This is a genomic window from Shewanella sp. 10N.286.51.B7 (assembly GCF_002873615.1).
GTDB lineage: Bacteria > Pseudomonadota > Gammaproteobacteria > Enterobacterales > Shewanellaceae > Shewanella > Shewanella electrodiphila.
This window is the reverse complement of sequence record NZ_MCUF01000018.1, coordinates 58364-83710: the sequence shown is the minus strand read 5'-3', so window position 1 is coordinate 83710 and position 25347 is coordinate 58364. Positions and strand designations below refer to the sequence as shown.

Here is a 25347-nt window from a genome sequence, read left to right as displayed (position 1 = left end):
ATCAAGGAGCGCTTATGCCTACCATCAATAAAGCAGATTTAATTCCACTGTTTAGGTTTCCTCGTCAGCGAATTTTACAGTCAATGGAAGTGACGCATTGTCCACATGCCGTCTTTTATAATGCCAGTGACGAGCAATGTACGACTTGCCATCAAGGCGAAGAGTGTATCTGGATGAATCATAATGATGAGCTAGTTGCCATAGAGAAAAAATCCGTTGAGGAATTGAAGCAGCAACTATTGATAGCAGTGGATTTTGTTGATTCTAATTTGAGTCCGCATCATCTTTCTCGTCGTAACTGCCAATGTGACAACTGTAAATGGCTTAAGAAAGTCCAGTTTGTGCTAGAGGGTGAGCCTGAGTAAGTCCCCAAGGTTTATTGCTCAATAAATTAGCTTAGCTTGAGTGTCCTGAGCTGATAAGAGTTAAGTGACGATTGCCGTATTTGGCTTGATGATAAGTCAATTTGCTAACGCTGTGTGAGTGACCAAGCTTATATGGTGTGTTGCATCTCAGTATTTTTGTGATTACAGTGAAGCCCATTAGTTACTGAACAAGGGTTTGTTATCATGGAGCCGAGCTTTTGGCACGAAAAATGGGATTTGAAACAAATTGGATTCCATCAACCTCAAATTAATGAATTTCTGCTTAAGTATTGGTCGCGTTTATCGCTAGAAGCATCTGCGGAAGTATTTGTACCTTTATGTGGCAAATCCTTAGATATGTGTTATTTAGCGGAGCAGGGCCATAGTGTGCGTGGCTGCGAGTTAAATCAAATTGCTGTCGAAGACTTTTTCAAAGAAAACAACCTACCAGTTAATCGTCAAACTCACGGTGAACATCAAGTTTACTCAACTGAGCAGGTTTCACTGATCCAGGGTGATATTTTCACCTTAGCTAACGAATCAACCCAGTCAATTAACGCATTTTATGATCGCGCCGCACTCATTGCGTGGCCAGAAGCCATGCGTCAACAGTACGCTAAAAAACTGGCTGAACTTATTCCTGTTGGCGTTAAGGGCTTATTAGTGACACTGGATTATGATCAATCTGCGCTCAATGGCCCGCCATTTGCCGTTAGCCCGCAATGGATAGAGACGCATCTTGCTGCTGATTTTGAGGTTGAGTTACTTGAGTGCGCTGATGTGCTTGCTGACAATCAGCGTTTTGTGAAAAAGAATGTTCCTTGGCTTAATGAAGCGGCTTATGTGTTAACCCGTAAAGGGTAATCTTATTTGTTAAGTTCACTAAAATGACACCATAAAAAAAGCGACCTCAGGGTCGCTTTTTTTTGTATAGCTTTATTGAAATGAGTCTAGTGACTCAATCAATTAGAAGTCGTAACGCATACCAATAGTGAAGATATTGTCATCTTCTAAATCGATTTTAGCGCCAGCAACTTTGTGGTCACCTTCGTACATAGCGTAGTGGCCATATACTAGCGTTGACTTAGAGATACGGTAGTCAGCACCGACAGTGATTGAAGTTACGTTGATGTCAGAACCGTCAACTTCTGCAATGTTGCTGTAGTATTTACCAAAACCAGCTTCATCAACGCCATATTCAGCTTTCAAGTTTACGCCATTTAGGTTGTAAACTACGTTTAAGAAGTAAGAATCACCTTCTTGATCAGTAGTTTGGCTTTCAGTGTTTTGGTATAAACCGCCCACTTTGAAATCACCTAGTTTAACTTGTGCAACAGCACGGTAAGCATCGATGCCACCAATAGTGTTGTAAGCTGCTGCTACATAGTAGTTTTGAGCTTTAAGTTTTTTGTCACCAATGGTTGCACTTAGTGCGTACTGATCTTCATAAGATTCGTTGCCATTAGCGTCTGTGTAGTTATCTTCCATTAGGTAAGTCGCGTTTAATGTAACTAAATCAGCGATTTTTGGAGAGTAGTACCAGATACCATCAGCTTTACGGAATTGACCACTTACAAGACGGTCAATATCAGCATTGGTGTTACCGAAAACGTCAACGCCGCCTTCTGCTTGCTTGAATACTGTGTCGTTACGACCCACTAAAACTGTACCGAAGTCAGATTTTAAACCTAGGAAAGTATTACGAGCCTTGAAAACATCTGAACTTGAAGACGTGTTTTCAACTTGGAATTCCATTTGGTATAGCACTTCGAAAGCATCAGAGATTTTTTCGCTGCCTTTAACACCAATGTGAGAGAAATTGTTTTCGAATACCGTGCCAGCTTTCCCTTCTTGGGTAGTTGCACCAGTGTCCGAATTAGTCACAGCTAAGTCTAAACGACCGTAAAAGTTTGGGCCTTCAGCTGCTGCGCCGAAAGAAGTTAATGCAATTACTGAGGCTACAGATGCTGAGATTAGCGTCTTTTTCATCTTCATACTCCCTTTAGAACCTGAGGTTCTATCCCCTTTAAGTGGGGGTGTTTTAGTGAATTTCAGTCACGGAACTATCTAAATAGTAATAGGTCAACGACGTGAACTTGAGAGGATTTTTACAGGTTTGAGCTGTTTAAGTTGTGGGCTATGTCAAACTTTATGGGATAACGTAATGTTTTGATGAAAAAATGTGACAAGTTCGATACTTTTAGCCATTAGTTAACACCAATATAGCAAACTACCTATTTATAGAGGTTCCACAAATTGTCAATATCGTGTAAGGCTTGGTGTAGTTGACTTTCTGGTTAGTTAAGTTGTAGCTAAAGTGTTAAGTTTTGTGGCTTGTGTCAGCTAGAGTTATGCAGTTTTGCATATTGGAAATTTCAATTGGAATGTCTAGGGCAAAAAAAAGCGACCTAGTTAGGTCGCTTTAGCAATTGCTTAACAATTCGTTGTAATATTTTTCAACAGCTTAAGGGCAGTTTAGAAGTCTAAACGAACACCAACTGTGAAAATATCATCACTTAAGTCTTCAACAACACCATTTAGCTTCATGTCGCCATCGTACTTAGTGTAGTGTCCGTATACTAATGTATTAGCACTTAAACGGTAATCAGCACCGATGCTGAACTGCTGGATTTCAACGTCAGATACGTCTTTACGTGCATCTAACACGTTGACATCACTTTGGCTTTCTAATTGACCGGTGCGGCGGTCAACGATTTTACCAAGACCTGAATCATCGTAGCCGTACATTGCTTTAAGCTTTAGGTTGCCCATTACATATGCAGCATTGATGAAGTAAGAGTCACCTTCTAGGTGAGCTAACTCGCTTTTTAAGCTTTCAGTGTTTTGGTATAAGCCACCAACAATAAAGTTACCGAATTTAGCTTGAACCACACCACGGTACGCTTCGACATCTGTAATACCATCTTGGTAAGCAACAGCGGCATAGAAGTTTTGTGACTTAAGTGCTTTGTCACCTAGCGTTGCACTTAATGCATACATTGAATCACTTTGTGACTCATAGTTGTCATCCATTAAGTAAGTTGCGTTGAACGTCACCATGTCAGCAATTTTTGGAGAGTAGTAGCTGATACCGTCGCCTGAACGCGTTTGACCTGCTGCTAATAAATCGATATCAGAGTTACTGTTACCAAATAAATCGAAGCCACCTTCAGAAGCTTTGAACACAGTGTCGTTACGACCCACTAAAGCCGTACCTGCATTGGTTTTAAGACCAATAAAAGTGTTACGAGCTGCGAAAGTATCGCCTGAGTTATCAAAGTTACTTACACCGAATTCCATTTGGTAAAGAATTTCGAAGTTTTCATTGATTTTTTCACTGCCTTTAACACCTAACCAAGAAAAGTTATTCTCGATAACTGTGCCGTCTTTTTGATTTTGTGTCGCAACACCTAAATCAGAATTTGTTAATGCAAGATCTGCGCGACCATAAAAATTTGGGCCATCAGCTAACGCAGTGAAAGAGGTCATTGCTGTGCAAGATACAATAGCAGCAGTGATCAGGTTTTTTTTCATCATCTTAATCTTCCTTTGGTAAGGGCTTGATTTTGTTACGCACTCATCAGTTGTGCGCAACATTGATAACAATAGCGACTCGCTAATAATTTAGCGGTAAGCGCTATTATTTAGGATCCTTTATCTGCGGCTGATACTGACATAAAAGCTTCACTAAAAAGTGTGATTATTGTCACTAAAGGCTGGTTTTATTCGATATGTATCATATTGATTTACAAGGTTTACGGTTATGGGTAACATGTTTTTTAGCTTGTTTAACGGTAAATCAATTAAGTTTACTTAATTGGCGTCTGTAGGTAACAACTGTGTCGTATGGTTATTGAATTCAACGAAAGTAATAATAAAGACATCGACTCTCATTTTTCACTGTTCAGTTATATCGGTTTGTATCAGTTTCGGATAAAATATCGCCCCTTTATTAGTGAGTACTCAAGAGCGTTACATGTTGTCAGAATCTTATTTAAATCGTTTTGGTGGTATAGGCCGTTTATATGGTCAAAATGCACTGCAAAACTTTGCAAATGCTCATGTTGTTATCATTGGTATTGGTGGGGTAGGGACCTGGGTTGCTGAGTCATTAGCCCGAAGCGGAATTGGGCAGATTACCTTGATTGATTTGGATGATATCTGTGTCACTAATATTAATCGCCAATCCCATGCGACGACATCAACAGTGGGCGAATCTAAAGTTGAAGTGATGGCACAGCGTATTCGCGACATCAATCCTGAATGTGTCGTCAATGAGATTGAGGATTTTGTTACTGCTGACAACCTAGCAGAGTACCTCGGAACTAAAAGCGATCCTTTATCGATCGATTATGTTGTTGACTGTATTGATGCAGTAAAACAAAAAGCCGCGTTAATTGCTTGGTGTAAAAGAAATAAACTCAAAATTGTCACTGTCGGCGGCGCTGGTGGGCAAACTGATCCCACTCAAATCCAACTTACCGATCTAGCTAAAACGATCCAAGATCCATTACTTGCTAAAGTGAGAGGGATTTTACGTCGTGAGTATAATTTTACTAAAAATGTCCAACGACGTTTTGCTGTCGATGCGGTGTTTTCTACTCAACACCTGGTTTACCCTCAAAGTGACGGTTCAGTATGCAGTACTAAAGCGACAGCAGAAGGTAGTATGCGTATGGATTGTGCATCAGGGTTCGGCGCTGTGACAATGGTTACAGGCACATTTGGCTTTATTGCTGCGAGTCGTGTGTTAGCAAGGCTAGCTGAAAAGTAAGTTATTGTTTTAATAAGCTGATTAATGCGTACTATTTGGCATCAAAATTGCTTTTGAAGTATTAGATTCAAAAATCTGACACTTTGGAAGCGAGATGATGAAAATTAAATTAGATAACTTAAAATTTGCCAACGCAAAGCGTGTGCTTGTCAGTGTAATGCTCTGGTGGGTTGTTGCTTGTGCTGTATTGTTGTTTGCCCCTTCTCATGTCTTGCAGACTTTATCGTTAGATAACCTAGTGAACGAATATGGTCATTTTATTGGCCTAGGTCTCATTGTCGGCGCAGCTTTCTTCTTAAGTCAGTTATTCACTTTTGTTGTTGATGAATCTATTAATTATTTACGTGAAAAACGCGCGATAGAAACCATTGAGTCTAAAGTTAAATTGCTGGATCCTGCTGAGCGTGCATTGTTGCGTGAATTCTTCCTTCAAGGTGCCACTATTTTGGCATTACCTCAAAACGAACTGGCGGTGAAGGGATTAGTTGCGACGAGTATTCTTGAGTTAGTGGGTAATGAACGTCATTACGCGATACAAGGCCCGACAGCTGAGTATAAAATTTCGATGAAAGCGAGAGTGTATTTGAATCGCGATGTATTACGATTACCTGCTGGTGAGCCCAGTAAAGAAGAATTGTCGCATTTGATTAAAGCCAGGCCGCAATTCATTAATGGTTTAGTGCAACCTAGAAAACATGCTGCTTAATCACCAACCATGATCACTTACCATTGATTTCATGTTTATTAGGCAGAAAAATGGGGGCTAATTGCCCCCTAATTATTTGCTAAAAAACACAAAAAAACTGACTAAAATAAAAATAAGTAACACCTATTTCTTTGGAGCCGACTTCACTATAAACATCCACATCATGTAAGACATAATTCCCATAGTGCAGAAGATGACAATCATAGATAGCAAACCTATTGCATTACCAAACATTAAATCTAACCAGAATGCCATTTTATTATCTCCTTTATTGTGAAGTCATAAATAACATACTAGATACATCTTTTAACAATTATGATCTCGATCAATTAACTTGTCGGTTATTGCTAGAATGCTAATGTAATGAATTAAAAATTAGAAAACTCTGCAATCGATCACTATTTACATGGTGTCGAGTTAGAACCGAATTTTCGAAAGGGATGTGTGAGCTGTTGTTTAGAGTCAGCTTAGCGCAGCAAAGAGCGCTGGTTGAATGAGATTTGAGCTGTTGAAAGTAAATAGACTAAATAGCGCATTAAAGAGCTTGCCATTGTTAATGGCCTAGGTATAATTCTGACTCTCGATTGAGCCTAGCTCTGTTGAGACATCAATATGATGCCGGTGTGGTGAAATTGGTATACACGACGGATTCAAAATCCGTTGCTTTCGAGCGTGGCGGTTCAAGTCCGCCCACCGGTACCACTTCCTCTTTGAGGATTAAACCGACTTTATGTCGGTTTTTTTGTGTCTTAAATTTGTATCGTGCTAAGTTTTGATTATCCACTTAGGTTGGTTTTTTCTTTTTCTAGCATTTTTATTTATATTCTCAATTATTAATAGTTTATTAGTGTAACGATCATTAATTATAGTGATATACATATTTGTTTGCATATGTAATATGTCACTATACTTATAATTAAAGGATGCCTAGGCATCCTTTAATATCCGGTTAGATTATTTAAAACTAGAATTTATAATCAATGGCTAAATAAACTTGTTGGGTATCATTTAATGAGAATGTACCAGTATTAGCACCATTGCCAACATCTTTCTCGTAGTCTTGTTTCAGGTATTGGTAACCAATTTCAGTCGACCAGTTGTCATTGATGTTATACATAAAGCCTGTTTGACCACCCCACACAAAATTATCACCAGAGCTTAAATCTGCTTCCTTGATACTGGTATGAGTCATACCGGCTGTTGCACCCACAAACCAGTTAACATTACTTTGTCCTAGTGGGACTAAGTAGTCATAAGATAATAAGAAAGTCTGCTGTTTACCAATGTCTTCAGAGTTGTAGCCATATGTACCATATACACGGCTATTGTCGTTAATATACTTACCAACACGAAGTTGATAGGCCATATCTCTTTCTTTCTCTTTTTCACCGTCGACAGAAGAGTCTAGCTTGTAAGTATTTTTTTGGTATCCAGCCGCGCCACCAACAAACCAATCAGATGCCATTGCTGGGACAGACATCATTGACGTTACTACACCCGCTAAAATAAGTTGTTTAGTTTTCATAATCACTCCAAGTAAAAATAGTTATCTCGTTTTGTTGGAGCAATCATAGTCTGACTAAGCTGTATCAGAACTGAATGAGTTTAAGAGTAAAATAAATGACTTGTTGGTGATTTTATTAATAATATTATTTTTATTAGTTAGTGGGCTCATTATTTTAAATAGATAAGTTTGTAGTGATTACCCTAAATAAATTCAATTCCTCATATATAACTATTGTTATTCAATTCTAGCTTTAACAGTAATTTAAACCTTATTTCAATATTGCTAATTGCTAATTTAACATGTTGTCTTTTTTGAGGTGTTTACTTGGTTTTCTGTGATTTTTAAATTGGAAAATTAGAGCCTTTGATCGGTATAGGTGTGAGCAGATCACAAATTTAGCAAGCTGTTGTTGAAATCCTTGCGCAAGGTCACTGTATGGTTTTTAGCTGATATTTGATGTACTGCATTTGATGTATAAACAAGATGAAGGCTGTGAAAATAATAACCACTCTGTCAGCCTTCAACTGTTATTTTCTTTGTTTATGCTAATGATAATATGCGATTCCTACAACGCATAGATAACCAATTTGTTTATGACATAGAAAATGAATTTAATGCAGCAGGAGTCGCTGCAATTACTTAATGTTTGCTAAGGAGATTAGCTAATGTTTTATGTTCATATGCTGTTGTTGTTGGCGGTAATATTTGTTGGTATTCGCCATGGTGGCGTCGCGTTCGGTTTATTAGGTGGATTAGGCGTTTCTGTTTTAGCGTTTGTGTTTGGGGTTGCTCCAGGCTCACCTCCAGTCAGTGTTATGCTGATTATCCTCGCTGTTGTGGCGGCATCAGCGACACTTGAAGCCACTGGCGGCCTTAAACTACTGGTTAAATATGCTGAAAAGCTATTAAGAAAACACCCAAATCAAATTACTTTCCTCGGTCCTTTGTGTACTTATTCATTAACAGTGTTAGTGGGAACCGGTCACTCAGTTTATCCACTTTTACCAGTGATTTATGATGTAGCATATAAAAAAGGTATTCGTCCTGAGCGCCCATTGGCAATGTCTACGGTTGCTTCGCAAATGGGGATTACAGCAAGTCCAATTGCTGCTGCTGCCGCAGTGGTAATGGCGACTGCAATGGATAATAGCCTCGATATTAGCTTGATCAATGTATTATCAGTCACTATCCCTGCTACCTTAATCGGTGTGCTTGCAGGTTGTGCATGGAGTTTGAATCGAGGTAAAGATTTAGATAAAGATGAAGCGTTTCAACAACGCCTTAAAGATGAAGAGTTTCGCAGTAACCTAATTGATCCTGATGTAGAGTCTAGCGATCAAGCGCATACCGATTCGGTTGCTAAACGGGGTCTGCTTTTATTCTTAGCGGGTATCTTATCAGTCATCATGATTGCGATGTTCAGCAAGGAAGTGTTGCCAGAAGGCGTGAAAATGTCGGTAGCAATTCAGTTTATGATGTTATCTGTTGGTGCGATTATATTATTGGCAACTAAGGTGTCACCGCAAAAGATTGTTAATAGTAATGTCTTTACTGCAGGAATGACTGCAGTGGTGATCATTTTTGGTATTGCATGGTTAAGTGACACTATTATTGGCCATCATAAAGCCTACTTAGTGAGTTCACTCAGTGATTTAGTCAGTGCCTACCCTTGGTCATTTGCTATTGCGATGTTTATGGCATCAATCTTCCTTAAAAGCCAAGCTGCAGTACTCACTATTATGTTCCCACTAGGGTTTGCGTTAGGTATCCCTGCACCTGTGCTTATTGGTGTGATTCCAGCGTGTTATGCCTACTTCTTCTTCCCATTCTACCCAAGTGATTTAGCCGCAATCAGCTTTGATAGATCTGGCACAACGAATATTGGCAAATATGTTCTTAACCATAGCTTCCTTATCCCAGGTTTTATCGGAGTCACGACAGCAACGGTATTAGGTTACTTTATTTCGACATTGGTGATTAACCACTAAGTGATGTTATGAGTAGAGAAATTTTCTGAATAATCTTTGATGTTTCAGGTATAAAAAAGCCCAGCAATTGCTGGGCTTTTACGTTAAAGCTTAAATATCAATTACGACTTCATTTTACGACGACGGAACGCCGCTAAAGGAAGAAGTAATGTAGTTAACCAGCCCATAGAGCCACCAGAAGAAGATGTTTCTTTTTCTGTCACTGAAATGGTTGCTGTCGCAGGTTCACTTTCAAGCTCTCCATCAGATGCAGTAACTTCAAAGGTATAAGTATCATCCCCTGCAGGAGCAGTGAAGCTAATTGATGAATTACCATTTGAGAATTCAACTGTTCCACCACTAGTTTGAACCCAGTTATAAGTTAATGTATCTCCATCAACATCACTACCTGAAGCTTTAGCTGTAACAACAAAGCCTTCGGTACTGGACATGCCTGAAGCTGATACAGTAGGCGCATCATTTACATTAGTTACTGTCACTTTAACTTCAGTTGGTGTACTGACAGTTCCAGCAGTATCCGTTGAAGAATAAGTAAAACTATCCATACCAAAGAAATCAGTGTTAGGTGTGTAAGTCGCTTCACCAGACTCTGTTAATGTTACTGTACCATTTGAAGGCTCATCGATGATCATTGCCATTCCAAGTGCACCAGATGCGCTTGTATTAATGATGCGTTGAGCTGTGGCAGTCATTCCATCACCAGTAACTTGAGCACGAGCCACTTTCTGATCTGGCATTGTGTCATTCTCTAGTACATTGAAGGTTGTAGCTGACTCTTCTTCAGTGGTTGGGGTGTCCATATAACCTAAGTCAAACTCACTTGCAGTTGCTTTATAGTCAATTTTAACTTGGCCTGCCGCCGCAGAGACTACTTGCAGGTAATCACCTGAAGTCACTGCTGAACCTTCACCGTTGTAATGGTATGTTGTGCCAATCGTGCCGCCAATATTCTCAGCACCAACTGAAACATTTGCAGGTAGGTTAGGAATATCTAGGTAATTAAATGACACATCTTGAGTGTCGCCAGCTTTGATCCATACGCTGAACGAGTATGCGTCTCCAGATGTGTCGTTCCAAAGCTGGGCTTTATCCCATTCGACAACAATGTAGGTATCATCTCCACTTGAAACAAATTGTAAGCCTAATTGACCACCACCAGTATCTCCTTCTGTTCCATCACTTAAATCATAATCTGACCAGAAAGGCGCTAATATGTTATTTGGGTTTGTGCTATCAGGTAACTCTTTGTTGTTCCATGTGCCACTAGTATTTCCGCCGCCAACTAATACAATCCCGTTGTCAGAAATAGTTATAGAGCTGTAAGTCACACCATTATACTTGAACGAAGGTGTATTAAAGTCGAATGACTTTTCGTCACAACCTTCGTCACATGGAGGAACATAAGCTAAATCTAGAGCGAAAATACTCGGATAGGTGCCTGTTGACGCATCCAGTGACATTTCAGATTGCTCAAGGCTACCGACCCAGGTAATAACGCCAGTATCTTCATTGACGCTAAAGCCATTTTGAGTGGCATTAGTTAAGCTAACTGAAACATCATCTTCTGAGGTTAACATTGTTCCTTCAGGTACTTTAGCTGTAAAGGTGACCGTATTTTCAAACATGGTGTTGTTTAATACTGCGGTAATTTCCATATCATCAGCTGTAGTTAAATCACTGTCATCTGATGAAATAGAAATCAGTGAAGCATCACTAGACTCCTGAGCAAGGACAGCTAATGGTAAGTGCGCATTTTGCAGACCTGCAGCACTTGTTAGCATTACATTACCGAATATCCAGTCACCGTAATCAGAGAAGGTTGAATCAACAGTCACCATAAAGGTTGCAGAGCCACCTGCTGGAATATCCAACATCGATGGTGATACTGTAATGCCTGCAGAATCACTGCTTGCCGCTAATGACCAAGATGTATCTTCGTCACTCTTGTTGTAGACAGTACGAGTGAAAGTACATGGACCAACACATGAATCAGCTGCAATTGAAGGCTTATCGAAGGTTAGTACTGCTTTAGCTGCAGCATCTAAATCCATACGACCAGCACCCATCGCAAATGGTGTTGCCGCAGTCGTTGCATCATCATCTAAAATGCCTTCGGTAGTCGAAGTAGATGTTAATGCTGTTTTAATGTCATTTGCAGACCAATCTGGATGAAGTTGTCTCATCATTGCTGCAGCACCTGCAACATGAGGACTTGCCATACTGGTACCAGAAATCATGTTGAAATCTTCGCCGCCATCATCAGGGGAATAAGCTGACAAGATATTGGTTCCCGGCGCTGCCAAATCAGGTTTCAGCATATTCTGATTACCGTTTGGACCACGTGAGCTAGAGCTATTAATAGTATCAGCTAAAGCTGGTACCATTATGTGCTTAATTTCAGAGCCAACAGTACCTGTAGTTGCTGTTTCACCCATAGCATCAATGATTGCAGTACCATCATCGTTAGAAATCATTATTGAAGGGAAAGTCACACCAGGCATAGACATAGTAATTGGCGCGCCAGGGTTACTGTTGTAAACAACTAATGCTTCAGCGCCTGCATTAATAGCATTTTCTGCTTTTGTTGAGAAAGCACACAAGCCACGTGAAATTAGTGCAATGCTGCCTTTAAAGCTATCAACAGGGAAAGCTTCACAACCTTCAAAGTTCATTTCGTCAACATTTATAGCAGCGATAACAGGTGCCGTGACATCCATTTCAATGACAGTATCAGAACCAGGAATTGCTAATAAGTCTTCGCCGCCGGCATTAAAGCTATTGGCAAAATAACGACCCGTTGTGCTGTTTGCTACGGCAATACCAGATTCAATACAAGCCGGACAGCCAATAGTGCTCGCATCATTACCATCGTTACCTGCTGCTGATACCACAATGACGCCAGCAGCTTCTGCGGCTTCGAACATTGTTTTATACGGGCTGCTTGCTGGATCTGCACCAGCGCCGCCGCCCCACGAGTTGTTGATTACATCTGCGCCATCGTTAACCGCATGTTCTAGCGCTTCCATTAACATGATGTTAGAGCCGCTACCACCAGTACAATCAGCTGTTGAGTATAATGCTTTATATGACATTAAGTATGCAGCAGGCGCCACACCTGATAATTCTACATCGATGTCGTTAAATTGAGTTGATACTTGATTACCTACCGCGGTACCTGCCACGTGAGTACCATGACCACCGAAACCAAGTGGACTCATATATTCATCGGCACACACTTCAAAAGTGGGTTGAGACCAGCGGGCAACAATGAGTTTATTATTACAAAAAGACTCATCAGTCGTTGAACAGTAGTCATCAGTTGGCATAGCACCCATTGGTGCTTCAAAGCCTTCATCAGCAAACATTGGGTTTTCAGGACGGATACCGCCGTCGATGACTGCAACACGGATACCTTTACCCGCATTTTCCATTCCACTGACCGTTTCCCACATAGCATCAGTATTTATCACTTGAAGTGAGGCATCCATGCTGATGTCATACATGGTTTCTGGATAAACAGACTTAACACCTGGGATCGCCATTAACTGCTCTACAGTTAGGTTTTGACCAGTAACAGTGACACCATTGAACAGTGTTTTAAATTGACGTTCGACTTTGCTGTTTGCAGACACACTGCTTAATGCATTTGTGAATGCTTTTTGCTCTGTAGCAAGGTGCGAAGCATAATTTTGTACAGCGGTAGATTGAATGTTTAATTTAGTGTCTTTAGCTGAAACGGCAGTTGCTGCTAAGTTCGCTGTGCCGCCTTGGTACGCTGCAACAGCAGGAGAAGACAGCTCAACAATAAATCGCTGTGGTGTTGTAATATTGTTCAGCTTTACTGCTGGTTTCTTATGTTGGTCAATAGACAATATTTCTAAATCATATTTATTGCCTGTCATTTGGGTGTTTGCAAAGCTAGCGCTAGAGAGTAACGCTGCTGATATCGCTATAGATAATTTAGTCTTCACAACTTCTTCCTTGGTTAAAGCATTTACCACGTCCAAGCATTTGTAGGGTAGAGACTAGGTCGGTGGCAATGCTGTTTATTATGTTTTTACATTAATGCGTTTGGTGCATTCTTCGATGCACTCAATGACTTTTTAACACAAATAATTAACAAAGGTAATCAAAGTTGTTACAAATTAATAAATTTATCGTAAATTATAATTATTACTTTAGAGGTATACCTCAATTAAGCTGGTTATAGGCAAGAATAAAATACACTAAGGCTTAACACCTCTAACAATGGGGTTTTGTAGGCTAATTAAGGTTTCTGTTGATTGAATTTCATCAATAGATTGGATGCGATTGATTAAAACGTGCTGTAATCCGTCGATAGATTGGCACATTACCTTTACAAAAACACTGTAATTACCAGTGGTATAATATGCTTCAACAACTTCCTCTAATGCATTTAACTTTGATATAGCAGCAGGATAATCCCCTGCGCTTTTTAAATTGATGCCAATAAAACAACAAACGTCATAGCCTAAAGCTTTAGGATCCACTGTTATCCTTGCACCTGTGATAATGCCTGCTTGTTTCATTTTTTCAACGCGAACATGAATCGTACCGGCACTTACTGCAAAACGTTTAGCGAGCTCTGCAAAGGGGGTTCGCGCTTCTTCCATTAATGCTTCAAGAATTTGATTGTCTAGCTGATCTCTTTGAAATGGAGTTTCCATAGTAAAATGCCTAATTAAATTATAATTAGGCATTAATTTACGATGAATAATGAACAATGGCTATCAAAAAGTTCTCATGAACAATTTATGCATAACGTAAACTGTTGAGGTTAATGACTGCAGTTATCAAGAAAAGGGCTGGAGTAAACTTAGTATTATTGCAATCCAACGGGATGAATAAAGGGCACTTCAGCATTGAATGTCATTTTCTGTTGGCTATATGGATGATGAATGGTGAGCTCTGCGGCGTGCAGCAATAGTCGTTCAGATAAACGTTTTGCTAATGGGTCGGCATAAAAGCCATCGCCTAGGATCACATGACCCAATGCCAACATATGAACGCGTAGTTGATGAGAACGCCCAGTAATAGGGGTTAACTTTACCAGCGTTGACTGCTTAGCATAATTGATTATTTCGACATGAGTTAAAGAAGGTTTGCCGAGCTTATGATCAACTTTTTGTTTAGGCCGGTTAGGCCAATCGCAGATAAGCGGGTAATCGACTTGTTTTATTTCAGGATTAAGGTGGCCTGCCACTCTGGCATAATAAGTTTTAGCTGTTTCTCTGTCTCTAAATTGGCGCTTTAATTCTCGTTCAGCGTTACGACGCAGTGCCACTACAATGACACCAGATGTTGCCATATCCAGTCGATGTACGATTTGAGCATTGGGGTGCTTTTCTAATACACGGCTATAAATGCTGTCGTGGTATTGGGCATCACGTCCAGGTATAGACAAGAGTCCTGAAGGCTTATTGAGCACAATAATATCTTTATCCTCATGGATAATATCGAGCCAAGGATCGGTAGGGGGAGTGTAGATGAAGTCTGCCATGGTAAGCCCTTTACAAGAATGCGCGGCAAAGATACCTTTCAGCTTAAGTAAGTGCAAGCAATCTATGAATGATACTGCTTGCACGCCCTAGCGTGCTTTGACGCCAACGTTTTAGTTATACCGCTCAAGGTTTATAAAAATCGTTGTCCACTTAACTTTTATTATAAGTCGCTTATCCAAAAACACTTATGAAAATGCGTTGCCATTGACGTGCATAATGGTAAAGGTCCAGACAACAAATGCCAGCGGGACATGGACTAGTGCGTAAAAACTTTGGTCAAGTCGAGACATCCCTTGTGCATTCCAAATCAAATACACATGCCCAATGAGTACCAGTGGGAACAGGGACAATAAAGGATAAAGTGCAAACGGGCTGGCATCAGCAAAAATACTGTGGCTTAGTAGTGCCCAAAACACCATGAAACTTGTAGTTAACGGTGGGGCTGCTAAACGATATTGCTCCGGATAAGGAAACATCCTATTACCTTAAAAATAACAAAAGATAATACTAGATTAACCTTTAATTTCCTTTTTGCCATGTATTACTTTTCTATGGACCACAGAATAATGACGTAATCCAGCAGGACCATGGGATACTACGACCGATAACAGCACGATAAAAATTGTTATTTCAGGCTTCCAATCTGCCATTGGAATAAATAAACCCAGCAATAAAACTTTGAAGATCGTTAACACGCCTTTCAATTGAATTAACCAGCGCCAATCTCTAATCACTTCCCAAGCAAATAATGCCACGCCGCTAGTCATGGCTAAAATCCAGTAATTGATCCAAAGACTTTGCTCTATTCCCAGTAATAGTCCACCGCCAGCACCGACAATGCCGACAATATGTAAGGCTCTTAAGCTGGTTTTGCCTAAGCGTTGTAGCCAAAATTGGAATTCAGAAACTTCTTGATGCTGCTTTTTAGACATGAATTACACATAATTGAGATGTTAATGAGGTAACAGCTTAGCAAATTCATCTTGAATGAATAGCGATCTATAGCAAAATCTAAATTATTGGTATGCTAGCTAGATGACATTTTATAAAAATAACACCGTGAATTGTTAATCGGTGTGTTAAGACAAGCCCCTGAGCTTGTTGACTAAGGACTGTTAAATGAAAATCGGATTCTTCAGCGCAAAAAATTATGATATTCAACATTTTGATGCGATGAATAAAGACTTTGGCGCCAAGATTGAATACTTTGATTATCGACTCTGTATGCAAAATGCCAAATTAGCAGATGGTTTTGAAGTGGTATGCGCTTTCGTCAATGATTCTTTATGTGAAGAAGTCTTAGTTGAGCTGGCCAAAGGTGGCACTAAAATTATTGCCATGCGTTGTGCTGGCTTTAACAATGTCGATTTAGATGCTGCTAAACGATTAGGCATCACGGTTGTTAATGTCCCTGCATACTCGCCTGAATCTGTCGCCGAACACACCATTGCCATCATGCTAACTTTAAACCGTAAAATTCATAAAGCTTACCAACGCACTCGAGATGCTAATTTTGCCTTGTCAGGTTTGGTCGGTTTCAACATGCATGGCAAAACAGTTGGCGTTATTGGTACCGGGAAAATTGGTATCGCCACTATCAAAATCTTGCTTGGTTTTGGCTGTAAAGTTGTTGCATACGATCCTTATCCAAGTGAAGTCGTTAAAGGTTTAGGCGTTGAATACATCAGCCTTGATGAACTGTATCCACAGTGCGACATCATAAGCTTGCACTGCCCACTAACAGAAGATAATCACCATCTATTGAGCCAAAATAGCTTTAATAAAATGAAACCAGGCGTCATGGTTATCAATACCAGTCGTGGTGGCTTATTAAATGCGATTGATGCCATGGAAGCATTAAAGGTGGGTCAGTTAGGCTCGCTAGGGTTAGACGTATATGAAAATGAAAAAGAGCTATTTTTCCAAGATAAATCAAATGAAATTATTAAGGATGATGTGTTCAGAATTTTGTCTGCCAGTCACAACGTTATTTTTACTGGTCACCAAGCTTTCTTAACTGATGAAGCACTTAATGCCATTGCCTATACGACCTTGAAAAATATCACTGATTTATTGACGAGTCACCATTCAGATAATGAACTCAATTAAGCTGGTTTAATATCGTAAACAGGCTCTAGAATAGCCATTTTACTTACTGTGAAAGGATTAAAATTAAAGAGGGATTATGATCATTACCAAAGAAGTGCATGATATAGCAACGGCAACTGGCGTGATGCGCACGTATGTTTATCGTCCAGACGAGTCAGGCCAGTATTCAACGATTATTTTCTACTCGGAAATTTTTCAGCAAACAGCCCCGATTGCTAGAAGCGCTGCAATTTTAGCTGGCCATGGCTTTGTTGTTATGGTGCCTGAAGTGTTTCATGAGCTAAACCCAATTGGAACTGTGCTGGAATATGATGATGCTGGAAAAGACAAAGGTAATGCAGATAAATTTGCTAAACCGCTAGAGCATCATGACAGTGATACTGAAGCAATGGTGGAGTTTGCCCGTAGTCAGGCATATTGCACCAGTCAGGTTGGTGTAATGGGCGTTTGCATTGGTGGCCATTTAGCCTATCGTGCAGCGCTTAATGCCGATATCAGTGGCGCATTTTGTTTATACCCAACGGATATTCATTCAAATACGTTACCTTGCGAGCAAGGCAATGATTCATTGACACGAACTGGCGACATCGCTGGTGAGTTAGTAATGATTTTTGGTAAACAAGATCCTCACGTATCCAGTGAAGGACGTAAATTGATTTATCAAAAGTTGGAGCAAGAGCAAATCAACTTTAGTTGGCAAGAAGTGAATGCCCAACACGCCTTTATGCGTGACGAGGGCGAACGCTATGATGCGGCGCTAGCAGTTCAAATGTATTTGCAAGCGGTGGCATTTTTTCAAAGAGTATTAAGCTAACCGATGAATAGAGCCCATTAATTTGGGCTCATAAACTGAAACTGAAACTCTTAAACTCTTAAACTCTTAAACTTAAGCTCATAAACTTGAACTCATAAATTTGGCCTTGTGCACTTGAATACGGCAAGTCTGACTTGTCGAAAATTGATTAGCTTACGGTATTGTTTTCTGTTTCGCTGACAGTTGAGGCTTCGACATTGTTACCCGCTACTTGAGTAACATCTTTTTTAGGTTGGTGCTCGTTACCAGCCTTTGAATTCGTATGAGGCAGTTTTATCACCGCTTTTTGCAACATTAAGCTATTGGGGTACGTCATTAAGTCCCCCTTATCTCGTTTTAAAATGACATGAAATAAGCTTATCTCGACAATAATACCCGTCATATCTTCATCTTTATCAACGATCCTAATTTTTTCGCCAATACGGTAAGGACACGCAAAAAATATCAACACTCCAGCAGTGATGTTGCTCAAAATTGACCATTGAGCGAACAAAGCGACCCCAAGCACAGCAAAAGCTGATGATACAAATAGGGAAACTTCTTGATAGCCTAGCCCTAATGACACCGCCATAATCGATGCCGTAATGAAAAATAATAAATATGATAAGAGCCGAGTGACAAGTCGGGTTCTGACCTCATTTATTTGCTTCTTCTCTGATTGCTTAGTGATGATTTGCTTTAATTGATGTTGCACAAAGAAAAACACCGCTAAGCAAATACAACTAATTAATATTTGGGTCGTCATAGGTTTTATTTACTCTTTTGGGGCTAGATTTCAGATTGTTCTTGTTAAGTTTGAACTCAGACGATGAGAGTTAGAATTTATCCTGTAAACTGTCCAGCTTGCAATCAAATTCGTCATGTTGAATATAAGAAAATTTACAGTCGGATCACTAGAGTCAGTTAAATGTTAGATTACCAGCAGTTACACCAGTGCAACGATGAGATCGGCCCAATATTCGTATTAGAAGATAACGACTACCGTATTTTATCCTTTGGTGATAATGACGAACAAAGCAAAATTCTTAAAGCTAAGCCTCATGTTCCTCAGCATACTTATATTCAGGCAATGCTAGCGGTATTACTTTTCTCAACACCTAAAAGTGCAATTATTCTAGGGCTAGGGGGCGGTGGGTTGGTGCATGCTTTAAGGCGTTTTGATGCGGGGATTAAGCTCACTGCTGTGGAGCTTCGACAAGATGTGATTGATATTTCTAAACGTTATTTTCAATTACCAATTGGCAAAAAGCTTAATCTTGTTCATCAAGATGGTGGTGAATTTCTCGCTAAAGGCGATCATAAGCGAGCAGACATCATTTTTGCAGACATGTATATCGAACAAGGTGTTGATGAAAAGCAGTTAACCAAGGAGTTTATAGAGCATTGCCATAAAGGCCTTAAAGCTGATGGCTTTTTGGTATTAAATTGTTGGAAAGAGCACAGTAAAAGCGAGCTGTTAAAGCAAACACTATCGCAGCAGTTTGCGAATGTGTATGCAACCCTAACAGGCGGGGGTAACTGGGTGATTTATGCCAGTAAACAACCTCACTCATTCAGCGCCGCAAGTAACAAACAGCAGCTACAGCAATTGTCACAGCAACTTGATTACCCTGTAGGGCGTTCACTGACTCGTTTCACTCAATGGGAATAAAGGTTTTAGAATATGAAACTTGAGTGATAGTGATTAATGATGTGATTGTTAGTCCGTTACTCTTGTATGATAAGTGCTTGTTTGATGAGTGCTTGTTTCATTAGTGCTTGTTTTAATCCTCATTATTTAGACTGTTGAAATTGGTCATCGGAAAATCCGATAACACTTACCCTAACTTTATCGTTATTCTGAAAAACCGATTAAGGTGATAGTTTTTATCCGTTATATTTAATTCTGAGTTGTCGCTATTATCTATCCCATCAAACGGATACAGCTAAACACTTAATTAAATTTACGGAGCAATACAATGACTCAATCAATCATCAATTCAACTATCAAGCCATTCTCAGCAACAGCATTTCACAATGGCGAATTTGTTCCTGTGTCTGAGCAAGACCTGCTAGGCAAGTGGTCAGTTGTTTTCTTCTACCCTGCGGATTTCACATTTGTATGTCCTACTGAGTTAGGCGACATGGCAGACCATTACGCTAAATTACAAGAAATGGGCGTTGAAGTTTACTCAGTATCAACTGACACTCATTTCACTCACAAAGCATGGCATGCAAGCTCTGACACAATCGGCAAAATCAACTACCCAATGATTGGTGACCCAACAGGCGCAATCACTCGTAACTTCGGTGTAATGATTGAAGAAGATGGCCTAGCACTTCGCGGTACTTTCGTAATGAACCCAGAAGGTGAAGTTAAAGTTGCTGAAATTCATGACCTAGGTATTGGTCGTAGCGCATCTGAGTTAGTTCGTAAAATTCAAGCAGCTCAGTACGTTGCAACTCACGATGGTGAAGTATGTCCAGCAGCATGGCAGCCAGGTGAAGAAACACTTGCTCCATCAATTGACTTAGTAGGTAAAATCTAAAAGTCACTAAAATCTAAGCGTAAAATATTATCAGCATTGGCTTGCTCATCTCATCATCATGAGTGAGCTAATATTTGATAAAACGGTTTCAATTAGATTATCTCCATTGTTCCAAATCATCTCCTGTCAATCTTAGGCCCCCTTGGCTCAAACAAGTTTCATCACCTTGTTGGAGTTACTGAGATTGACACATTTTTTTGCTCAACTTATTTACTTTTTAGGAGCACACGTATGTTAGATACGAATATTAAAAATCAACTGAACACCTATCTGCAAAACCTCAAGCGCCCAGTTGAACTTGTCGTGTCAGCAGACGCTAGCCCAAAATCTCAAGAATTATTGTCACTTGCTACAGATGTCGCAGGACTATCTGACTTAGTGAGTTTGACGGAAAAAACGGGTTCAAGAACCCCATCCATGAGTATTATTAACCCGCAGCTAAACACTAATATTACTTTTGCTGGTTTGCCTATGGGACATGAGTTCACTTCATTAGTGCTTGCATTGCTTCACTCTGGTGGTCATCCGATTAAGCTTGCCGATGAAGTGATTGAGCAAGTTAAATCCTTACCTGGTGAATTTCATTTCGAAACCTACGTTTCGCTGAGCTGCCAAACGTGTCCTGAAGTTGTTCAGGCATTAAATATGATGGCGGCAATTAATCCAAATATTACCAATGTGATGATTGACGGTGCTTTGTTTCAAGATGAGATCAATGAGCGCAATATCATGTCGGTACCAACGGTATACATGAATGGCGAACCATTCTCGGTAGGCGCCATTAGCGTAGTAGAAATATTAAATAAACTTGATGTTAATGCTGTAGCAAGAAAAGCCGAACAGATTAACAATAAAGAAGCTTTTGATGTGCTTGTCGTCGGCGGCGGCCCAGCGGGTGCATCTGCGGCAATTTATGCAGCACGTAAAGGACTTCGAACGGGTATTGTCGCTGATAAATTTGGCGGCCAAGTGGCTGAAACTGTCGGTATTGAAAACTTTATTTCTGTTTCAAAGACAGAAGGACCCAAGTTGGTTGCTAATTTAGAAGCACACGTAAAAGATTATGACGTTGATATTATGGATAATCAGCGTGCATTGTCTTTAAAAGACGGCGGCTTATTTGAATTAGAGCTTGAAAGTGGCGCTAAGTTATCAAGTAAAACAGTATTATTAGCAACCGGAGCTCGCTGGCGCGAAATGAACGTACCTGGCGAACAAGAATATCGTGGTAGCGGTGTTGCGTATTGTCCACATTGTGATGGTCCACTGTTTAAAGGAAAACGTGTCGCGGTGATTGGCGGCGGCAATTCAGGTATTGAAGCTGCGATTGATTTAGCCAATATCGTTGAGCACGTTACTGTTCTTGAGTTTGATACCACATTGCGTGCAGATGAAGTGCTGCAACGTAAAGCCCACTCTATGGGTAATATCGATATCATCACTCAGGCTATGACTACCGAAGTTATAGGTGACGGTAAACGTGTAACGGGTCTTAAATATACCGACCGCAAAACGAATCAATCACATGATGTTGAGCTAGCGGGTATTTTTGTACAAATAGGTTTAGTGCCTAACACAGAATGGCTAACAGATACTGTGGAATTGACTGGTCGCGGAGAAATCATCGTCGATGGCAAGGGTCAAACTTCAATACCTGGTGTGTTTGCTGCTGGTGATGTGACTAACTCAGCGTATAAGCAAATTATTATTGCGATGGGCAGCGGAGCAACAGCTTCACTTGGTGCATTCGATTACCTTATTCGACACAGTGAAGATGAGCAGACTAAAGCAGCTGAAATCGCTGCTTAAATAAATCAAATTTTGGAAATGTTAAAAGCTAACTTAGGTTAGCTTTTTTTATGTCTGTGAGTTAATTCGGCTGATAAAATGCTGCAAGGAGTTGCTGTTTTTGGGTTTGTAAAAACTCTCAATTTAAAATCAGTGTTTAATCTTACACTTAATGTCGCAAGTGATTAAAAAATAGCTATAATCAAATCATAATAACTCAAAAAATAATCAGATACATGCAAACTAAGACACCAACTTTTGAATTCCAGTTGCATATAGAGACGCAACAATACTTAGCAAAAAGTTGCCGATGGCTTAGTGTTTTATCATTCATTCTAACTATTGTGATTTTTGTTTCTATTGTCATCAATAATCCAGATAAAGACATCGTTTTTACTTCACTCAGCCTCATTCCAATTACGTTAATTTCACTGTTCGGTCTTATTCACAATTTCGCATTATCAGAAAACCTTCAAGTAAATAATTACAAAAGATTTTATGCCTTCATTTTCGCCTTGGTTCTCTGTTGGGTATTAGTGTGTAATTTGTTTTTATTTCAAGCATTGTCTGCTCAAACAACCGTTGAGTCATTGATCCACTTGATTTTAATTTCTTTTGTGGTGGCGTTATTCCCGTCACGAGGATTACTGATTGTCCCAGTATTAATTATTGGTGCTTATTTAGTGATTGCGAGAGTCTTTTTCTTTTCTATCGACTTATTTATTCCAGTGATTAAAATGCTGAGCTTTTTTGCTGTGATTATTTCTGGTCAACAAGTAGTAGAAAAGTGGTTCAGAAAAGCGGTGTTTAAAGATGTTGAGAATCAGCGTTTGGTAAGCGAATTAAATCAGTTGGCACTAACGGATAGCTTAACCAAGCTGAGTAATCGACGCCATTTTGACTCAATGTTGAATAAAGAAATTCAACACTCTGAACGCACGGGCTTACCTCTGTCGATTATCTTAATGGATATCGATTACTTTAAAAAACTCAACGACTATCTAGGTCACCAACGAGGTGACGAATGTTTAGTCGAACTGGCTAAGTTATTGACCAAACAAATTAAAAGACCAAGAGACGTTTGCGCCCGTTATGGTGGCGAAGAGTTTATCGTTTTATTACCTGAAACAGACCTTTCTGGTGCGATAGATGTCGCTAACAATATCAAAATACAATTAAGCCAAATGGCGTTTAAACATCCTGATTCATTAGCAAGTGAGTTTGTGACCCTATCTCAAGGCGTCGTCCAATGGCATTCGGGCATGACACTTGAGCGATTAGTTAAGCATGCCGACGATAAACTGTATGAAGTTAAAGACAGTTCAAGAAATAATATTGCTCATTAGCTTTAGATTTACTCTGTAAAGCCGATATATACAATTGTAACAATTCCATAGTCAACAGTTGCTTGTTTTCTTTATTCTTTGTCGTTACATCACATAATCACTATTACACAATTTACTAATTTAAATTCAATGTGTTGTAGTCAATTTGAATGACTTTGTTAAGTCATAAATTTACTTTTTTAGTGCTTTGGGGGCAATAAATGAATTGGTTTAGCAATATGTCTATTTTTAAAAAAATCGGTTTAATTTTTGTATTATCAGTGATTATTTTCGCTGTTAATTTAACGATCAGTATCGTAGCAATTAATAAAAACAACGATACGATGACCTTCATGCAAGATAAGGTTTCTCAACGAGTTGAACTCGCCAATCAAAACGTAATATATGTGCAAAGACTTGATGAGCTTTATACTCAGGCTGTGTCTTTTGCCGATGAAGACCTGATTGATAATGCTAACAAGACCTTTGAATCATTAAAGAAGAACATTAATAGCTTAACAGGGCTTGATAATGAACAAGCTTCACGATTATCAACACTGAATCGAGAACTCTCCCAATATAATGACATAACCTATGATCTTGCTAAGGGGATGATAGATAACACCCTTGATATGAGTAAAGTCGGCGAAATTATTGCCAATAAAACTCAAGTTTACGACAAGCTTATCAATGGTGTTCAGCAATATAAAACCGATAAAGTATCTGAATTTAATAACACCATTCAAGAGTCAGTTAGTCGTTCTGAAAGCAGCTTGGCACTGACATTATCAATTGGCTTAGTGCTGTTATTAATTATGGCTATTGCGACTATATCAATCGCAAAATCATTAAGTGGTTCAGCAGGTAATCTAGCTAACTCTTTGGGTGAATTAGCTGACGGTAAAGGTGATTTGCGCCATCAGTTAGATGTCACTGGTCGTGATGAACTAGGGCAGGTATCTTCTAACTTCAATCGTTTCTTACGTCTTCTTGCTGATGCGATTCAACAAGTCGTCAGTGTGACAGCGCCATTACTGCAAAGCGCAGAGTCTTTAAAAGAGCGTATGGGAACAGCCACGCAAGCCACAGAAAAACAAAGCTTAGATGCAAAAGCAGTGCAACACTCAATGGAAGAAATGGGTATTTCTGTTAATGAAATTTCCCAAAGCGCTCAACAGGCAGCGGAAGCTGCAGATAGCGCAGAGCAAGAAGCGACAAACGGTTTAGCTGTGGTGGCCAGTACAATTAATATCTCTCAAGAGCTTAATGCTGAAATTGAAGTGGCTTCAGACTCGATAAATGAATTAGCCAAAGATACCGAAAGCGTTAATTCAATTTTGAATGTCATTACCTCAATTGCCGAACAAACTAACCTTTTAGCATTGAACGCTGCTATTGAAGCAGCAAGAGCGGGTGAGCAGGGGCGCGGCTTCGCGGTTGTTGCTGATGAAGTCCGCGCATTAGCGTCGAAAACTGCTGATGCAACTAAAGAGATTCGCGAAGTGCTATCGCGTTTAAAAGTAGCGGCTGAATCTTCGGTTAGCACCATGGATGTCGCTATTGGTAAAGCATCAGATAATGAGAAACATGCCCGTGAAACTGGCGATGTGCTTAAGTCAATTCAAGAACAGATTGTCAGTATTAATACCATGAACACCCATATTGCGGCGGCGACAGAACAGCAATCAGCGGTTGCGGCGCAAGTGAGTCATAACGTGGTTGAAATGAATGCTTCATTTGTTCAAACTTTAGATATCCTTGCTGAAGTACAAGATGTATCAGAAGGCTTATTAGGTTTCTCTGACGAGCTTCAAAGTGCGACCTCTCAGTTTAAGCTCTAACGAAATATAAGCAGTAGGATAAATTCACAGTTACTAAAAATTAGTCATAAAAAACAGCCTTTAAAAATAGTAGCAAAAAA

Annotated in this window: 22 protein-coding genes and 1 tRNA gene; 13 read left to right on the top strand and 10 right to left on the bottom strand. The window is 39.8% G+C overall.

What is annotated here, in order from left to right; all coding sequences use genetic code 11:
• Nucleotides 1-14: 14 nt before the first annotated feature.
• Together BCU84_RS02940 and BCU84_RS02935 are read left to right on the top strand one after the other, a co-directional pair.
• Entirely contained in the window at nt 15-365 is a 351-nt protein-coding gene (locus BCU84_RS02940; RefSeq protein WP_102526605.1) for a hypothetical protein, read from the top strand.
• Nucleotides 366-569: 204 nt separating this feature from the next.
• Entirely contained in the window at nt 570-1229 is a 660-nt protein-coding gene (locus BCU84_RS02935; RefSeq protein ID WP_102526604.1) for a thiopurine S-methyltransferase, read from the top strand.
• A 102-nt stretch (nt 1230-1331) separates the two neighbouring features.
• Here the strand turns inward: BCU84_RS02935 and BCU84_RS02930 are convergent, their stop codons facing one another.
• Both BCU84_RS02930 and BCU84_RS02925 read right to left on the bottom strand, forming a co-directional pair.
• Nucleotides 1332-2354, bottom strand: coding sequence for a porin (locus BCU84_RS02930; protein ID WP_102526603.1), 1023 nt, complete (start codon nt 2352-2354; stop codon nt 1332-1334).
• Nucleotides 2355-2840: 486 nt separating this feature from the next.
• Nucleotides 2841-3899 (bottom strand): porin, encoded by a 1059-nt coding sequence (locus tag BCU84_RS02925; RefSeq protein ID WP_102526666.1) that lies wholly within the window; start codon nt 3897-3899, stop codon nt 2841-2843.
• A gap of 445 nt (nt 3900-4344) precedes the next feature.
• Between BCU84_RS02925 and tcdA the strand changes: the two genes are divergently transcribed.
• Together tcdA and BCU84_RS02915 are read left to right on the top strand one after the other, a co-directional pair.
• Complete coding sequence (gene tcdA / locus BCU84_RS02920) at nt 4345-5139, top strand: tRNA cyclic N6-threonylcarbamoyladenosine(37) synthase TcdA (protein ID WP_102526665.1); 795 nt, start codon at nt 4345-4347, stop codon at nt 5137-5139.
• A 94-nt stretch (nt 5140-5233) separates the two neighbouring features.
• A complete protein-coding gene (locus BCU84_RS02915; RefSeq protein ID WP_102526602.1) occupies nt 5234-5845 on the top strand; it encodes a superinfection exclusion B family protein in 612 nt (203 codons plus the stop codon).
• Nucleotides 5846-5968: 123 nt separating this feature from the next.
• Here BCU84_RS02915 and BCU84_RS02910 read toward each other — a convergent pair whose 3' ends face one another.
• On the bottom strand, nt 5969-6100 hold the full coding sequence (locus BCU84_RS02910) for a DUF3149 domain-containing protein (protein WP_065109785.1): 132 nt from the start codon (nt 6098-6100) through the stop codon (nt 5969-5971).
• Nucleotides 6101-6462: 362 nt separating this feature from the next.
• On the opposite strand from BCU84_RS02910, the gene BCU84_RS02905 reads away from it, so the two are divergent.
• Nucleotides 6463-6547 (top strand) — tRNA-Leu (locus BCU84_RS02905).
• A gap of 262 nt (nt 6548-6809) precedes the next feature.
• Here BCU84_RS02905 and BCU84_RS02900 read toward each other — a convergent pair.
• A complete protein-coding gene (locus BCU84_RS02900; protein WP_102526601.1) occupies nt 6810-7370 on the bottom strand; it encodes an outer membrane beta-barrel protein in 561 nt (186 codons plus the stop codon).
• Between the two features lie 647 nt (nt 7371-8017).
• Here BCU84_RS02900 and BCU84_RS02895 point away from each other — a divergent pair.
• Entirely contained in the window at nt 8018-9340 is a 1323-nt protein-coding gene (locus tag BCU84_RS02895) for an anaerobic C4-dicarboxylate transporter (RefSeq protein WP_102526600.1), read from the top strand.
• A 101-nt stretch (nt 9341-9441) separates the two neighbouring features.
• On the opposite strand, the gene BCU84_RS02890 is transcribed toward BCU84_RS02895, so the two are convergent.
• The 5 genes from BCU84_RS02890 to BCU84_RS02870 form a co-directional block, all read right to left on the bottom strand.
• Complete coding sequence (locus BCU84_RS02890) at nt 9442-13311, bottom strand: S8 family serine peptidase (protein WP_102526599.1); 3870 nt, start codon at nt 13309-13311, stop codon at nt 9442-9444.
• A gap of 255 nt (nt 13312-13566) precedes the next feature.
• The gene (asnC, locus tag BCU84_RS02885; RefSeq protein WP_055022683.1) at nt 13567-14028 is read right to left on the bottom strand and encodes a transcriptional regulator AsnC; all 462 of its coding nucleotides are present in this window, start codon (nt 14026-14028) and stop codon (nt 13567-13569) included.
• Nucleotides 14029-14183: 155 nt separating this feature from the next.
• Complete coding sequence (gene rluA / locus BCU84_RS02880) at nt 14184-14861, bottom strand: bifunctional tRNA pseudouridine(32) synthase/23S rRNA pseudouridine(746) synthase RluA (RefSeq protein WP_102526664.1); 678 nt, start codon at nt 14859-14861, stop codon at nt 14184-14186.
• Between the two features lie 186 nt (nt 14862-15047).
• Entirely contained in the window at nt 15048-15338 is a 291-nt protein-coding gene (locus tag BCU84_RS02875) for a hypothetical protein (RefSeq protein WP_102526598.1), read from the bottom strand.
• 36 nt (nt 15339-15374) lie between these two features.
• A complete protein-coding gene (locus BCU84_RS02870; RefSeq protein WP_102526597.1) occupies nt 15375-15794 on the bottom strand; it encodes a hypothetical protein in 420 nt (139 codons plus the stop codon).
• A 187-nt stretch (nt 15795-15981) separates the two neighbouring features.
• On the opposite strand from BCU84_RS02870, the gene BCU84_RS02865 reads away from it, so the two are divergent.
• A complete protein-coding gene (locus BCU84_RS02865; protein WP_102526596.1) occupies nt 15982-16971 on the top strand; it encodes a 2-hydroxyacid dehydrogenase in 990 nt (329 codons plus the stop codon).
• A gap of 76 nt (nt 16972-17047) precedes the next feature.
• Nucleotides 17048-17785, top strand: a complete 738-nt coding sequence (locus BCU84_RS02860) for a dienelactone hydrolase family protein (RefSeq protein WP_102526595.1) — start codon at nt 17048-17050, stop codon at nt 17783-17785.
• Between the two features lie 148 nt (nt 17786-17933).
• Here BCU84_RS02860 and BCU84_RS02855 read toward each other — a convergent pair whose 3' ends face one another.
• On the bottom strand, nt 17934-18530 hold the full coding sequence (locus tag BCU84_RS02855; protein ID WP_102526594.1) for a mechanosensitive ion channel family protein: 597 nt from the start codon (nt 18528-18530) through the stop codon (nt 17934-17936).
• Between the two features lie 162 nt (nt 18531-18692).
• Between BCU84_RS02855 and BCU84_RS02850 the strand changes: the two genes are divergently transcribed.
• The 5 genes from BCU84_RS02850 (at nt 18693) to BCU84_RS02830 (ending at nt 25267) form a co-directional block, all read left to right on the top strand.
• Nucleotides 18693-19436: a fused MFS/spermidine synthase gene (locus tag BCU84_RS02850; RefSeq protein WP_102526593.1), complete on the top strand. Its 744-nt coding sequence runs from the start codon at nt 18693-18695 to the stop codon at nt 19434-19436.
• Nucleotides 19437-19743: 307 nt separating this feature from the next.
• A complete protein-coding gene (ahpC, locus tag BCU84_RS02845) occupies nt 19744-20313 on the top strand; it encodes an alkyl hydroperoxide reductase subunit C (protein WP_102526592.1) in 570 nt (189 codons plus the stop codon).
• A 231-nt stretch (nt 20314-20544) separates the two neighbouring features.
• Nucleotides 20545-22122 carry an alkyl hydroperoxide reductase subunit F gene (gene ahpF, locus BCU84_RS02840; RefSeq protein ID WP_102526591.1) on the top strand — a complete coding sequence of 526 codons (1578 nt, stop codon included), beginning with the start codon at nt 20545-20547 and terminating at the stop codon, nt 22120-22122.
• A 215-nt stretch (nt 22123-22337) separates the two neighbouring features.
• Nucleotides 22338-23447 carry a membrane-associated sensor domain-containing protein gene (locus BCU84_RS02835; protein WP_102526590.1) on the top strand — a complete coding sequence of 370 codons (1110 nt, stop codon included), beginning with the start codon at nt 22338-22340 and terminating at the stop codon, nt 23445-23447.
• Between the two features lie 200 nt (nt 23448-23647).
• The gene (locus tag BCU84_RS02830) at nt 23648-25267 is read left to right on the top strand and encodes a HAMP domain-containing methyl-accepting chemotaxis protein (RefSeq protein WP_102526589.1); all 1620 of its coding nucleotides are present in this window, start codon (nt 23648-23650) and stop codon (nt 25265-25267) included.
• The last annotated feature ends 80 nt before the right edge of the window (nt 25268-25347 follow it).

Coding starts and splice junctions, on each gene's coding strand:
- BCU84_RS02860 (WP_102526595.1), top strand. CDS start 17,048: ATGATCATTACCAAAGAAGTGCATGATATAGCAACGGCAACTGGCGTG.
- BCU84_RS02875 (WP_102526598.1), bottom strand. CDS start 15,338: ATGTTTCCTTATCCGGAGCAATATCGTTTAGCAGCCCCACCGTTAACT.
- rluA (WP_102526664.1), bottom strand. CDS start 14,861: ATGGCAGACTTCATCTACACTCCCCCTACCGATCCTTGGCTCGATATT.
- BCU84_RS02865 (WP_102526596.1), top strand. CDS start 15,982: ATGAAAATCGGATTCTTCAGCGCAAAAAATTATGATATTCAACATTTT.
- BCU84_RS02910 (WP_065109785.1), bottom strand. CDS start 6,100: ATGGCATTCTGGTTAGATTTAATGTTTGGTAATGCAATAGGTTTGCTA.
- BCU84_RS02940 (WP_102526605.1), top strand. CDS start 15: ATGCCTACCATCAATAAAGCAGATTTAATTCCACTGTTTAGGTTTCCT.
- BCU84_RS02895 (WP_102526600.1), top strand. CDS start 8,018: ATGTTTTATGTTCATATGCTGTTGTTGTTGGCGGTAATATTTGTTGGT.
- BCU84_RS02830 (WP_102526589.1), top strand. CDS start 23,648: ATGAATTGGTTTAGCAATATGTCTATTTTTAAAAAAATCGGTTTAATT.
- ahpC (WP_102526592.1), top strand. CDS start 19,744: ATGACTCAATCAATCATCAATTCAACTATCAAGCCATTCTCAGCAACA.
- BCU84_RS02935 (WP_102526604.1), top strand. CDS start 570: ATGGAGCCGAGCTTTTGGCACGAAAAATGGGATTTGAAACAAATTGGA.
- asnC (WP_055022683.1), bottom strand. CDS start 14,028: ATGGAAACTCCATTTCAAAGAGATCAGCTAGACAATCAAATTCTTGAA.
- BCU84_RS02855 (WP_102526594.1), bottom strand. CDS start 18,530: ATGACGACCCAAATATTAATTAGTTGTATTTGCTTAGCGGTGTTTTTC.
- BCU84_RS02925 (WP_102526666.1), bottom strand. CDS start 3,899: ATGAAAAAAAACCTGATCACTGCTGCTATTGTATCTTGCACAGCAATG.
- BCU84_RS02850 (WP_102526593.1), top strand. CDS start 18,693: ATGTTAGATTACCAGCAGTTACACCAGTGCAACGATGAGATCGGCCCA.
- BCU84_RS02835 (WP_102526590.1), top strand. CDS start 22,338: ATGCAAACTAAGACACCAACTTTTGAATTCCAGTTGCATATAGAGACG.
- BCU84_RS02870 (WP_102526597.1), bottom strand. CDS start 15,794: ATGTCTAAAAAGCAGCATCAAGAAGTTTCTGAATTCCAATTTTGGCTA.
- BCU84_RS02930 (WP_102526603.1), bottom strand. CDS start 2,354: ATGAAAAAGACGCTAATCTCAGCATCTGTAGCCTCAGTAATTGCATTA.
- BCU84_RS02915 (WP_102526602.1), top strand. CDS start 5,234: ATGATGAAAATTAAATTAGATAACTTAAAATTTGCCAACGCAAAGCGT.
- ahpF (WP_102526591.1), top strand. CDS start 20,545: ATGTTAGATACGAATATTAAAAATCAACTGAACACCTATCTGCAAAAC.
- BCU84_RS02900 (WP_102526601.1), bottom strand. CDS start 7,370: ATGAAAACTAAACAACTTATTTTAGCGGGTGTAGTAACGTCAATGATG.